We start from the raw sequence: 12429 nt of genomic DNA, 5'->3' as shown, positions 1-12429 counted from the left end.
AAAGATAGATGAATTATATTGATTTTCTTTGGCCATAAAAAAATTTGTTTATAAATTTCTTTAGGCCGCTTACTTCAAATACTTCGGATGTTTGCTCATTGATAATTCTTGAAGCAATTGAATGTATCCCTTGACTGACTAAGCTGTTAGGATAATTCAGAATAAATGGTCTCTGTGCCTTTACAGATTTCGAAACAGCTGTATCATCATATAGATATCCTAATTGTTCTAAAGTAATATTTAAAAATCTTTGGGCAGCAGTATTCAATTTATTATAAATATCAAGACCTTCTTGATTATTATCTACTCTATTAATCAAAAGGCGAATTCTTTTATCAACACCTTCAGCTACTATGTTTTTAATCATAGCGTAGGCATCTGTGATCGATGTTGGTTCCGGTGTTGTAACGATGATTATTTCATCAGTGGCATTTACAAAGGAAAGTACAGAATGATTAATTCCTGCACCAGTATCAATCAAAATGAAATCTGTTTCTCTACCAATAGTTTTTAGATTCTCAATCAGGTGATTAATCTGTTCTTCTGTAAGATTAACCAGTTCGCGTAAACCAGAACCTCCAGATATAATTTTAATTCCCTGTGGACCTTCAACCATGACCTCTTCTATGCTTTTTTCTTTTCTAATGACATGGGCTAAAGAGTATTTAGGAATCAATCCAATGATGACATCAATATTGGCTAATCCCAAATCTGCATCTAAGATTGTAACACTAAATCCTAAATTTCTTAATGCAAGTCCAAGATTAAGGGTAAAATTAGATTTACCCACGCCGCCTTTTCCACTGGTAATCGTAATCACTCTAGCATCTCTCTCATTTATGACGGTTATCTTTTCCTGGTCTGTAACTGCATCCTGATTATTTCTCTTTAAACTATTAATAATTTCTCTTAATTTCTGGGCTTGATCATTCATATTTTTCACCTACAATGCTATTTGCAATCCTATCAGAATTTGCAATTTCTATATCATCAGGTACGCTTTGTCCAATCGTAAGATAAGATAAACTCTTGCCTGTTAGTATTTTTGTATTCAATATGTTCCCCTTTGTACTGGACTCATCTAGTTTTGTAAAAAGCAGCTTATATTCTTTAATAAATTCATAGGAGCTAACAATGTTTTTTATGTCTTTATATCCGGTCGTAGCACTTATCACTAAGAATATTTCAGGGTTTTCAACAGTTTCAATTAATCGTTTTACCTCTTCAAGCTGTTCACTGTTTTTATGATTTCTTCCCGCGGTATCTATCAAAACGATATCTTTATTATTAAAATTCGATAAAGCATCTTTCATTTCCTGCGGTTCATAGACAACTTTCAACGGAATACCCAATATTTCGCTATAGGTTCGAAGTTGGTCTACAGCAGCAATCCTATAGGTATCTGCAGTAATAACCCCAACAGACTTCATCCCATTTATTGATAACTTCGCTGCTAATTTTGCTAAAGTAGTTGTTTTCCCCACACCTGTTGGTCCTATCAACACAATTGTCCTCTGTTGAGTCTTCCCCTCTTCTACCGGTGAAGGTTGTCCAAGATATTCTCGAATTTTAATTCGTATTGCATTTTTGATTGCCTCTTCATTTTCTCTTGTAAAACTCATTTGTTTTCTTACAATAGATAATATTTTCTCTGAGATACTAGGTTCTACATCATTCTGTAAAAGCAGATTTAAATACTTTTCATATATCTCATCCTTTTTCTGACCATGTCCCTCTTGAATTGGTTCGATAGAATCGATCCTGCTTAATACATTGTTTAATAAGTTATGAATACTCCCCACTTGATGCTGAAGCTCATCAATCTTATTAGCCTCAGTAGGATGGATTTTTCCTGTTTTAGGGACTTGATCGCTGTAACTATTTACCTTTTTCTCATTACTTTCTTCAATAGCTGCAACCATCTCAATAAGTGGTTTTTTGAATATACCGAATAAACCTGGGCGTCTTATCTTCCTAGAATGCAAGATTACAGCATTATTGCCTAATTCCGATTTAACTTTCAGCATAGCCTCTTGGGCATCTCCGGCTATATATCTTTTTACCTTCATTTTACGCACTCACCACCCCTACAGATTGGACCTCAATCTTCGCATCGACCTCATTATAGGAAAGAACAATCAACTCTGGTGCTAATTGTTCCGATAGCCGTTTAAAGTAAAATCTCACAATGGGTGAAGTAAGAATAATCGGCTGTTCTCCTATAGACATCAGTTTTTGCACTTGTTGAGATAAATTGGCTAATATGGTTTGTGAAACCATCGGATCTAAGTTCAAATAAGACCCATGCTCCGATTGTTGAATAGATTCCATAATAATATGCTCTAAGGCTGGTTCTAAGGTTATCACTTTCGCCCGCTTGCCATCAATAAATTGTTTCGTAATCGCTCTTGCAAGGGATTGTCTTACATATTCCGTCAGCATATCACTATCCCTTGTTATAGGGCCATAGTCTGCAAGTGTTTCAAGAATTGTGACCATATCCCGAATAGAGATGCCTTCCCGTAGTAGATTTGATAACACCTTTTGGATTTCTCCAATTGAAAGTATCTTTGGTACTAATTCTTCCACAAGCGCCCCATGGTGCTCCTTCACATTGTCCAGCAAAGTTTTTACTTCTTGTCTGCCTAGGAGCTCACATGAATGTCTTTTTACAATTTCTGTTAGATGGGTTGATATAACAGACGATGGATCTACAACTGTATAACCAAAAATTTCCGCCTTTTCCCTTTCATCATCTGAAATCCATTTTGCAGGTAATCCAAAGGCAGGTTCAATGGCATCAATACCTATGATATCTCCTTCAGCCGTCCCTGGATTCATCGCCAAATAATGGTCAAAGACTATATTGCCATCAGAAACTTCTACCCCTTTTATTTTTATGACATACTGATTAGGCTCGAGCTGGATATTATCCCTTAGTCGGATCATTGGTACAATAATACCTAATTCCAATGCGCACTGTCTTCTAATCATCACTAAACGATCAAACAAGTCTCCACCTTGATTCGGATCTGCCAAAGGTATAATCCCATACCCGAATTCTAACTCAATAGGATCTACCTGCAATAATGGAATTACATTTTCAGGCTTTCTGATTTCTTCAACTTCACTATCTTGAGCAATTTCCTGCTCCTCCATTTTGCTTTCTTGTATGGACTTTCTCAAGCTAAACCCTAAATATAAAAATACAGCACTCAGTGTAAAAAAAGGTACTTTGGGGAGAGGCGTTAATCCCAATAGGGCAAGTACGCCAGAAATTATGAACATGATTTTCGGTTGATTAAATAACTGAGATAGAACATCCTTTCCTAGATCTGAGTCAGACGCAGCTCTCGTTACAACGATACCTGTGCCTGTAGAAATTAAAAGGGCCGGAATTTGTCCTACTAACCCATCACCAACCGTTAAAAGCGTATACTTTGATAGGGCTTCAGTCAATGTTAAACCACCACCAATCATGCCCAGGGCAAATCCCGCTGTGATATTTATAATGGTTATAATAATCCCGGCTATAGCATCCCCCTTAACAAACTTACTCGCTCCATCCATTGCTCCATAAAAATCTGCTTCTTTTTGTATGCGCTTACGTCTCTCCCTAGCTTCATCTTCACTGATTAGCCCAGAATTAAGATCCGCATCTATAGCCATCTGTTTACCTGGCATAGCATCCAAAGTAAATCTTGCTGCTACTTCAGAAACTCTCTCAGACCCCTTGGTGATAACAAGGAACTGGATAATTGTAATGATTAAGAAAATAATGAATCCAACAATGGCGTTACTTCCTATTACAAAATCTCCAAAAGCTTCGATCACAGACCCACCATATCCATTAGAGAGGATATTTCTAGTGGTAGAAATATTCAAAGAGAGTCGAAACAATGTTGTAATCAAAAGCATCGATGGAAAAACAGAAAACTGTAAAGGCTCTTTGTTATATACAGATATTAAAAGAATCAATAAAGATAAGGATATATTTAAACTTAACAATACATCCAATAAAAACAGTGGTATAGGTATGATGATGATTAGTACGATAGAAATAATTCCAAGGGATACCACTATATCGCCAAACTTCATTTGCTTTCCTCCTAAATCATATTTTTAAGTTTATATACATAGGCTAATACTTCTGCTACAGCTTGATATAAATCTGGAGGAATGTATTCTCCAATCTCAACAGTACTATATAATGCCCTCGCTAGAGGCTTGTTTTCAATAATAGGAACTTCATGCTTCTCAGCCAATTCTCGAATGTTTCGTGCAATTAAATCTTGTCCCTTAGCCAATACGATAGGTGCATTATCTTGTTCCTGATCATATCGAACTGCTACTGCAAAATGCGTTGGATTTGTTATGATAACATCTGCTTTAGGGACATCTTGCATCATTCTTCTCATGGCCATCTGTCGCTGCTTTTCTTTAATTTTTGATTTAATCTGTGGATCTCCTTCAGTCTGTTTATATTCTTCCTTAATTTCCTGTTTGGACATTTTCAATTCATTCTCATACTCCCATTTCTGATAAAAATAATCCAATACTGCCAAAATAATGAGTACAATGGCGGCTCGAAATGCCACATTGATCGTTGCCTTACCCCAAAATCCAATAATACTGCTTATTTCCATATCAAGAATGTTCACAACATTTTTCGATTGACTCAACACATAACTAAATGTGACATACCCTACAATAGCAATTTTAGCTAGTGATTTTAGAAATTCAACGATCGATTTCTTGGAGAATATTTTTTTGAATCCATTTATCGGATTAAGACGATCCAATTTAAAGCTCAAAGATTTCGTTGTAAATAAAAATCCAACTTGCATATAACTGCTTAATAATCCTACAATAAACGCACAGCCTAATACAGGTATTACAACCTTTACTGCTTCTCCTATCATTACAATAAAAATCTTATGGATACCATTCACAGTGAAAATTGTTTCATCATTTAACGTGTTCATATATAGATTTTTCATATAAACAGATAAATTACTATAAATATATTTCCCTGACAACTGCAGCGCCAAGAAAGTAAATAGTAAAATCAGCGCGGAGTTTATTTCTTTACTTTGTAAAACTTGTCCCTTTTCTCTTGCTTCTTTTTTCCGCTTTGGTGTAGCTTTTTCAGTTTTTTCTCCCGTGAAGAGCTGTAGATTTATCTCAAAAAGATACATTTTATCATCCTTTTACTATTGCATGGAGTAACTGCCATAAATGTTCAAACATTGTATCAAAAATATACTCAAAAAATCCAATATAAAGAGGAAAAACTATAAATAGAACCATCATTCCTAATAGAATCTTAATCGGCATACCTACGACAAAAACGTTCATTTGAGGCATTGTTCTGGCTAGTATTCCAAGCAAAACATTTGTCAAAAATATGGCCACAATAATGGGTGCGGAAAATTTAAAGGCAATAACAAATATTGAAATAAATATAGATATCAGTTTCTCAATCATAAGTCCATTAATCGTGAGTCCGCCAATGGGTATGATATCAAAACTTTGTTTTAGAACTTGTATCAGCTTATGGTGACCATTAACGGATAAAAAAACAAGGATCGCCATGACAAATATGAGATTTGCACTAAGGGCAATTTCTTCATTCTCATCCATGGGATTTAACACACTAGCAATTGAAAACCCTATTTCCATATCAATCAAATGTCCTGCAATATAAACAATGCTAAAAAAAAGATAGCAGATAAATCCAATCATTATGCCTAAGGCCAGCTCCTTAGTCCCTAATAGCATAAGCTGAAAAAAATTCTCTAGCTGCAGATTTGTTGGTACTGCAAGAATAGGTAACAAAATAAATGCAAGAATTAAAGAAAATCCAAGTTTCACATATGCAGGTATATTATTCTGATTAAATATTGGTGCAGTCATAAGCATGCCAACAATCCTTGCAAAAATCAAAAGCAATATACCCATTTGATCCAACAACAATTCAATAATTTCCAAATGATCTCATCCTATCTACTGTATAAACTTATTCAAGTTTAAAAAGAGCTCCTGGGTATAGTCTACCGCTGTGGCCAATAGCCAAGGTCCAAATACGATAAATGCCAACAGTACAGCCAGAATTTTAGGTACAAAGGCTAGGGTAGCCTCTTGTATTTGCGTAGTTGCTTGGAAGATACTTACAGCCAAGCCTACTACAAGTCCGAGTAATAGCATGGGAGCTGATAGAATAATAACATGAAACATTGCCTGTTGAAATAATTCAATAATTACACCTTCACTCATTCTCTATACACTCCTATTTAAATCCCATAATAAGAGACTTAATAATCAGGTTCCAACCGTCTACCATAATAAATAATAATATTTTAAAGGGTAACGAAATCATTACAGGCGGCAGCATCATCATTCCCATAGACATTAATGTACTCGCCACAACCATATCTATGACAATAAAGGGAATAAACAAAACAAACCCAATTTGGAAACCAGTTTTCAATTCACTGATAATAAACGCAGGAATCAAGGCCTTTGTAGGTACATCTTCAACCTTATTAGGCTTTTCACTTCCTGAAATATTAATGAATAATGCCAAGTCCTTTTCTCTTGTCTGTTTGAACATAAACTCACGTATAGGCTCCATGGCCTCATTTAAGGCTTCTTCTTGTGATATTTCCTCAGCCAGATATGGTTGAATCGCATTATTATTAATTTCAGCCCCTATAGGTGCCATAATAAAGAAAGTGAGAAATAGTGCCAAACCAATAAGCACCTGATTTGGCGGGGTAGTTTGAGTTGATATTGCTTTTCTTACAAAGGATAATACGATTATGATCCGCGTAAAACAGGTCATCATCATAAGGATAGATGGTGCCAAAGCTAAGACAGTAAGCATAAAAAGTATTTCTATACTATTGGCTACTTCCCTGGGAGAATTCGCTTCATCTAAGCTCAATCCAATTTTGGGTATTGGTAAACCCTGATCTGCAGAAACACTTAAAAAGGAAAAGACAAAAACGAATACTATCAACATAATAATTGTAGGTATTTTTTTATATTTGTTAAATTTCATCATTTTCATCCTTATCTCTATGCTTGTTGAGTTCTTCACTTCGATTCTTTACCCTGTTCAATGTATTCATCAAATCCTTCTTACTATAAGTGAAATCAGATGAATTCATTTCTTCAAATTGATTATACGGGTCATTCATATCATTTTTACCTTTTCTCATAAACTTTTCTAAATAGGTATCAAATACCTTACTTGATACGCCAGTTGCCATCTCATTCTGAAAAACCTGTACCTGTTGTTTCCCTAGCTTATCAATCAATTGAAATGTATGCTTGCCTACGGCTATAAGATAAAAACAATCACCTACACTGACTATATATAATGCTTTGTCCATGCCCAAATTCATTCTTTCAATAATTTTTAAATTTCTATTGCCAACCATTACAGCACCTTTCTTCGCAATGTATCTCGAAGTTAAGTATGCTGCTGCTACGATAAGCATAAACATGATTATCAGTGAGAATAGTTGTCCAATCATCCGTAAGGTACTAGGTTCTTTGGCTTCAACCATGGCATACACTGGAAATTGTAGTATATGAAACATATTGAATATGTCTCCTTTCTAATTAACCAAGAACCTTTCTAACTGCTTCAATCACACGATCAGCCTGGAAAGGTTTCACGATAAAGTCCCTAGCACCAGCTTGAATCGCTTCGATAACCATTGCTTGCTGTCCCATTGCTGAGCACATAATTACTTTCGCATTACTATCAATTTTTTTTATTTCCTTAACAGCTTGTATCCCATCAACCTCAGGCATAGTAATATCCATGATCACAAGATTCGGTTGCAATTCTTTATATTTTTCTATGGCTTTTGCGCCATTCTCAGCTTCTCCTACAACCTGTAACCCATTTTTCGTTAGAACATCCTTAATCATCATTCTCATAAATGCAGCATCATCAACTATTAAAATTCCTTTTGACATTTGTGTTCCTCCTTGTTATTTTAACTTGTTCAATTTTTTGTCGTAATTTAAAATATCCGTTACCCTTATACCATAGTTCTCATCGATGACAACAACTTCACCCTTTGCAATGTGCTGTCCATTTACTAAAATGTCTAAAGGTTCGCCTACCAGGCGGTCCAACTCAATAACTGATCCAGGTGTTAATTCTAAGATTTCACTAATTCTTCTCGATGTTCGTCCTAACTCAACAGTAATTTCCAGTGGCACATCTCGAAGCAAAGCAATATGCTCCCTGTCACTCCTAGTTCGTGGTTCATCAAAGGACTGGAACTGTATGGGCTGCACATTAACAGGTGCTTGTCGATTTGTCATAGGTGTTGAGATCGGTGCTGTGTCATACTCCTCTGTATAGTACGATTGACTATTTTGAGGCTCATATTCGACTTGCTCAGTATGATATTCTGGTTGCTTTACAGTCTTGATTGGCGATGCTTGAACAGGATTCATATTTTTGTTTTCAACAACCGCTTCATCATTTCCTTGGAAAAGATTGTTCACCAAAGTTTTGGCGAAATCGATAGGAATAATCTGCATAATCTCACTATCTATAAGACTTCCAATCACCATCCGAAATGCAATTTTAACAATTTTATCCTCAGGCTGAAATAAATCAAAACTCAGAGGGTTATTTGAAAAGTTTACTGCAAAGGCCTTTGGCGGCGATATATCAATCTTTTTGTGGAACATTTCTGCTAAAGAGGTAGATGCTGAACCAATCATTTGATTCATCGCTTCACTGATGGCGCTGAGATGCAGTTCTGTTAACTCACCTGTAAAGTTTGTTCCATCCCCGCCCATCATAAGATCTGTAATAATTTTTACATCATCTTCTTTTAGTACAAGTAAATTCGTGCCTTCTAATCCTTCACGATATTTTACCTCCACAACGACAAAAGGAATCGGATAATTTTCTCTAAGCTCATTCACAGTTAGTATAGATACTTTCGGAGTGGTAATAGTAACTTTTTGTCCCAACAAGGTAAATAAGGTTGTTGCTGAAGTCCCCATGCTTATATTACCAATTTCTCCGAGGGCATCCTTTTCATTCTCATCTAAAGTTTCTTCTGTTGTATTGCTGGTATTTGATGTGCCTTTTAACAAAGCATCTATTTCTTCTTGAGAAAGCATATCACCCATATTAGATTTCCTCCTTTCCAACGACACTTACAATTTGTACAGCTAATTTTTTCTTTTTAGTTCCTGGTTTTCCTCTATACTTTAATTCGTTACCAACATAAATTTTCATATCCTCATCAATCGTTGTATCTAGCTGGACTACATCGCCAACCTGTAGATCTAGGAATTCATTTACAGTAATATTGGTCTTACCGATCACAGCTCTCACAGGAATACTTGCTTTATTGATACGATTTTCTATCATTTTCTGATCATCTGGAGTAGATTCTTTTGTTGTGCTATTAAACCAATATTTTGTACTCAATTGGGATAATATAGGCTCAATCACTAGATGTGGAATACAAATATTGAGCATCCCTTCAACTTCTCCTATTTTAATATTCAATGTAATAAGTGCAATGGTTTCATTAGGAGAAATTAATTGTGCAAACTGTGAATTGGTCTCTACTTTTTCAAGTCTTGGCTCTAAGTCCAAGACATTCTCCCACGGTTCATTTAGTAACCGAATCATTTGCTTTAATACTGATTTTAACAGTGTAATTTCTATTTCTGTGAAATTTCTATTTTCATCCATTGGCTTACCGCTGCCACCTAATATACGGTCTATGAGGGTAAACGCAATATCTGGTGTAATATCGAATATGATTTGTCCAGATAATGGCGAAAAATCAACGATTCCTAAAACTGCAGGATTTGAAATAGAATTACTAAACTCATGATAAGTTAGCTGCTCTACTGTAAAAACATCAATATTCACTAAGCATCTTAGATATCCTGACAAGTAGGTATTTAACAATCGAGAAAAATTCTCGTGAATAACTTGAAGCGTACGTAATTGATCCTTAGCAAATTTATCAGGTCGTCTAAAATCATACTTTTTAATTTTCTTTTCTTTTGTATCCTCTTGAATCTCCTGTACATCTACCTCACCTGTACTCAGCGCCTGAAGCAGAGCATCTATCTCACTTTGTGACAATACATCGGACAATTACGTCACCTCCTTTATTGGACGATAAACTCAACAAAGTAAACATTTGTAATCTTGTCAGAGTCTACAACCTGCTTAATCGCTTCCAAAACTTCAGTCCTTAATGCTTGTTGCCCTTTCTCGCCAGCTAAGCTGCTTTCATCTTTACTTCTAAGTACTTCCATGATGTTATTTGTGATCTTTGATTTATTGGTCTCCAGCTTTTCCTGGATCTTCTCATCAATCATTTCAATCACGATGTTGGTTTTTAAAATTTTCCTGCTGTCTTTTACATTAGAGTAGAGTTCCCCTATAGGAAAGCTAAAGGTTTTTACTTCCTTTACCGTTTTTTCAGGTGCTTTGTAAACTGCAAAGTAAAAGACCCCGCCGAAAACAATTGCTGTTACCAAAAAACCTACAATACTGAATATCATTACTTTTTTTACAGTCATATTGCCACGCCCCTTTTGAAATCCTAATAATATGGTTCTGATTTAACAAACTCTGACCGAAGAATCACAATGTCTACCCTACGATTCTTTCCTTTATTTCCTTCTGAATCATTGGGTGCAATGGGATGATATTGACTATATCCAGATGCCGATAACCGGTCTGGTTGTAAACCAGCTTGTTCAATTAGAAATCTTACAACGTTGGATGCCCTAGCCACTGATAATTCCCAGTTGGTAGGATATTTTCGTATGTTGATGATCGGGTCAGAATCAGTATGACCTTCTATCCGTATATATTTGTCTATAAACTCCTCTTGCTTCAGAAGATCTGCCAAGAATACCAAGGTTTCATTGGCATTCCCTTTCAAATCAGCCTTTCCTGAATCAAACAATACATTATCCTTAAACCTTAAGAGCAGTCCTCTGTGTTCTAAGTCTACAAGAATCTCATTTTGAAAACCATTTTGTTCTAGGTAGTTTTCAATCATTTCTTGTAACTTTTTAAAATCCTCCAATTCTTCTAATTCCTTGGTTGTTTGTTCCTCATTTAAAGCCTCGTTTACGTAAAATGTTTCTTGTATGGTTTTTCCACCTTTCAATGCACCAAGAGAACCTTGAACCGATTGCATGATCGCTTGAAATTTCTGAGCGTCGATTGTGGAAAACGAAAACAAAAGAACGAAAAAGCAAAGTAATAAGGTAACTAAGTCACCATATGTAGTCATCCATTCTGGAGCACCACTCTTGGATTCTTCCTGACCTCTTTTTTTACCCATTACGCCTCAGCACCTTCCCCTTTGCCATTTTGAAGGCTTTTTCTAGTCGTTGGTGGTAGGAACGCTTTTAGCTTTTCTTCAATAATCCTTGGATTTTCTCCAGCTTGTATGGATAAAAGTCCTTCAACCATGATTTCTTTGATCAATATTTCCTCACCACTTCGAACCTTTAATTTTGCAGCTATGGGAATAAAGATTAGGTTGGCCAATACTGATCCATAAAAAGTTGTAATCAAAGCGACTGCCATACTTGGTCCAATCGTTGTTGGATCGTCTAGTTTTTGAAGCATCTGTACCAGTCCTATGAGGGTACCTATCATACCAAAGGCAGGTGCGAGGCTTCCCATCATTTCAAACAGCCCTCTACCTGATCCATGTCTCGTTTCAAGGAAAGCAAGCTCTGTCTCGAGGATATTTCTAACCAATTCTGGATCAGTTCCATCCACAATCAGCATTACACCCTTTTGAAGGAAATCGTCATCTAAGTTTTCAGATGCCTCTTCCAATGCCAATAACCCTTCTCGTCTTGCTGTATTGGCCAAGTCAATGATTTTGCTTATCGTTTCTCCAGGCTCTAGTTCCTTTGAAGAAAATGCTTTCTTTAGTACAGGTATAGCTTGCTTCATCTTGTTTAATGGAAAGGCTACCAATGTGCCTGCCATGGTTCCTCCAAGAACAATAACCACAGAGGGTGTATCCCAGAAGGAGGAAATAGACCCACCAAGCATGATCCCCCATATCATAAAACCAAACCCTAGTAATATTCCAATTAAAGTTGCTAAATCCAATAGCTACACCTCATTTCCCGAAATGCATTTCATGATTGTTTCTTTTGTGAAAATTTTTTGTTTGTATTGTATGGTTCGTTGCACAATTACCTCAACAGCTTCCTTCACAACTACTTTTTTCCCTGTTGTCAGGGTGATTACTGTGTCGGGTGTTGCCTCTATAAACTCAATGAGTTCACTATTGATGATATAACTATCTCCGCTTAATCTCGTTACCTTGATCATCTTATCATCCTTTTTAAAAGGGAATTATAATCCCAAAATTGGGATTATAA

General features: G+C 36.0%; 15 protein-coding genes. All 15 read right to left on the bottom strand.

Annotated features, from left to right (window positions below; genetic code table 11):
- Nucleotides 1–13 precede the first annotated feature (13 nt).
- From K0R93_RS03755 to K0R93_RS03685, 15 genes are read right to left on the bottom strand one after another with little or no spacing between them, the layout of a single operon-like run.
- Nucleotides 14–934, bottom strand: coding sequence for a MinD/ParA family protein (locus K0R93_RS03755; RefSeq protein WP_300297769.1), 921 nt, complete (start codon nucleotides 932–934; stop codon nucleotides 14–16).
- Nucleotides 927–2069 (bottom strand): flagellar biosynthesis protein FlhF, encoded by a 1143-nt coding sequence (gene flhF / locus K0R93_RS03750; RefSeq protein WP_300297892.1) that lies wholly within the window; start codon nucleotides 2067–2069, stop codon nucleotides 927–929. Before flhF ends, K0R93_RS03755 begins: the two co-directional genes overlap by 8 nt.
- 1 nt (nucleotide 2070) lies before the next feature.
- Nucleotides 2071–4098 (bottom strand): flagellar biosynthesis protein FlhA, encoded by a 2028-nt coding sequence (gene flhA / locus K0R93_RS03745; protein ID WP_300297766.1) that lies wholly within the window; start codon nucleotides 4096–4098, stop codon nucleotides 2071–2073.
- Between the two features lie 11 nt (nucleotides 4099–4109).
- Nucleotides 4110–5198 carry a flagellar biosynthesis protein FlhB gene (gene flhB, locus K0R93_RS03740; RefSeq protein ID WP_300297762.1) on the bottom strand — a complete coding sequence of 363 codons (1089 nt, stop codon included), beginning with the start codon at nucleotides 5196–5198 and terminating at the stop codon, nucleotides 4110–4112.
- 4 nt (nucleotides 5199–5202) lie between these two features.
- Nucleotides 5203–5991 (bottom strand): flagellar biosynthetic protein FliR, encoded by a 789-nt coding sequence (fliR, locus tag K0R93_RS03735; protein WP_300297759.1) that lies wholly within the window; start codon nucleotides 5989–5991, stop codon nucleotides 5203–5205.
- 15 nt (nucleotides 5992–6006) lie between these two features.
- Nucleotides 6007–6276, bottom strand: a complete 270-nt coding sequence (gene fliQ / locus K0R93_RS03730) for a flagellar biosynthesis protein FliQ (RefSeq protein WP_300297756.1) — start codon at nucleotides 6274–6276, stop codon at nucleotides 6007–6009.
- Between the two features lie 13 nt (nucleotides 6277–6289).
- Nucleotides 6290–7066, bottom strand: coding sequence for a flagellar type III secretion system pore protein FliP (gene fliP, locus K0R93_RS03725; protein WP_300297889.1), 777 nt, complete (start codon nucleotides 7064–7066; stop codon nucleotides 6290–6292).
- Nucleotides 7053–7607: a FliO/MopB family protein gene (locus tag K0R93_RS03720; protein WP_300297754.1), complete on the bottom strand. Its 555-nt coding sequence runs from the start codon at nucleotides 7605–7607 to the stop codon at nucleotides 7053–7055. Before K0R93_RS03720 ends, fliP begins: the two co-directional genes overlap by 14 nt.
- Before the next feature lie 22 nt (nucleotides 7608–7629).
- Nucleotides 7630–7992 carry a response regulator gene (locus tag K0R93_RS03715; RefSeq protein ID WP_300297751.1) on the bottom strand — a complete coding sequence of 121 codons (363 nt, stop codon included), beginning with the start codon at nucleotides 7990–7992 and terminating at the stop codon, nucleotides 7630–7632.
- A 15-nt stretch (nucleotides 7993–8007) separates the two neighbouring features.
- The gene (gene fliY, locus K0R93_RS03710) at nucleotides 8008–9171 is read right to left on the bottom strand and encodes a flagellar motor switch phosphatase FliY (RefSeq protein ID WP_300297748.1); all 1164 of its coding nucleotides are present in this window, start codon (nucleotides 9169–9171) and stop codon (nucleotides 8008–8010) included.
- 1 nt (nucleotide 9172) lies between these two features.
- On the bottom strand, nucleotides 9173–10159 hold the full coding sequence (gene fliM, locus K0R93_RS03705; RefSeq protein WP_300297745.1) for a flagellar motor switch protein FliM: 987 nt from the start codon (nucleotides 10157–10159) through the stop codon (nucleotides 9173–9175).
- A 14-nt stretch (nucleotides 10160–10173) separates the two neighbouring features.
- On the bottom strand, nucleotides 10174–10590 hold the full coding sequence (locus K0R93_RS03700) for a flagellar basal body-associated FliL family protein (RefSeq protein ID WP_300297743.1): 417 nt from the start codon (nucleotides 10588–10590) through the stop codon (nucleotides 10174–10176).
- A gap of 23 nt (nucleotides 10591–10613) precedes the next feature.
- Nucleotides 10614–11366, bottom strand: a complete 753-nt coding sequence (locus K0R93_RS03695; protein ID WP_300297740.1) for a flagellar motor protein MotB — start codon at nucleotides 11364–11366, stop codon at nucleotides 10614–10616.
- Nucleotides 11366–12154 carry a flagellar motor protein gene (locus K0R93_RS03690; RefSeq protein WP_300297738.1) on the bottom strand — a complete coding sequence of 263 codons (789 nt, stop codon included), beginning with the start codon at nucleotides 12152–12154 and terminating at the stop codon, nucleotides 11366–11368. Before K0R93_RS03690 ends, K0R93_RS03695 begins: the two co-directional genes overlap by 1 nt.
- A gap of 3 nt (nucleotides 12155–12157) precedes the next feature.
- Complete coding sequence (locus tag K0R93_RS03685) at nucleotides 12158–12379, bottom strand: flagellar FlbD family protein (protein ID WP_300297735.1); 222 nt, start codon at nucleotides 12377–12379, stop codon at nucleotides 12158–12160.
- Nucleotides 12380–12429: the final 50 nt, after the last annotated feature.

Source organism: Anaerosolibacter sp. (genome assembly GCF_029240175.1).
GTDB lineage: Bacteria > Bacillota > Clostridia > Peptostreptococcales > Thermotaleaceae > Anaerosolibacter.
The sequence above is the reverse complement of the archived record's forward strand: the minus strand, read 5'-3'. Positions and strand labels throughout refer to the sequence as shown.